Consider the following 545-nt stretch of genomic DNA (forward strand, 5'->3'; position numbering starts at 1 on the left):
ATGCGATGAAGTTTCAGCCTCAGTATCAATTATCTTCAACACGAAAGAAACTCAGAAGAAAGGCTTAGCCTTGCGCTTTAATGAATTAGTTAAGAGGAGACTGGGAATCAAGCTAAGCCCTATATCCGGTGACAAAAAGATCAGTGACGCCATAAAAGTATTCCTATTCAAAGTGGCCGCCAAGCTATTGAGTGGTAAAGTCTAAAGCTATTATTTACTCTTAACAGAAATAGGGAAACTCAAATGCCGTTACAAACAAGCCCAAATATAACACGACTAAGCTTTGGGCTTCTTCTACTTCTATATTTACTATTTATTCTAGCGGCAAGCTTTTACCTAACAGGAAAGGCACCCAGCACAGAAAGTGCAATCCAGACCCTACTCGAAAAAGGGAGTGCATTTTCTTTTAATTTTCACAACCTAAGAGATGTTGCTACGAACATACTGCTGTATATGCCATTGGGCTTTCTTTGTTCCCTATATATAGCGAGTAAATCCTCTCCTAGATTAATGAGCCCCTATCTGTTTGTTGGTTTTTTAGTCAG

2 protein-coding genes are annotated in these 545 nt (G+C 39.1%); both read left to right on the forward strand.

The window, feature by feature from the left end; translation table 11 throughout:
* Positions 1-205, forward strand: a 205-nt coding sequence (locus tag A3729_RS33615) for a hypothetical protein (protein ID WP_197476221.1), incomplete at its 5' end; no start/stop codon positions are given.
* Between the two features lie 38 nt (positions 206-243).
* A partial coding sequence (locus A3729_RS34195; protein ID WP_231877522.1) for a hypothetical protein occupies positions 244-545 on the forward strand: 302 nt, incomplete at its 3' end.

The organism is Oleiphilus sp. HI0043 (genome assembly GCF_001634935.1).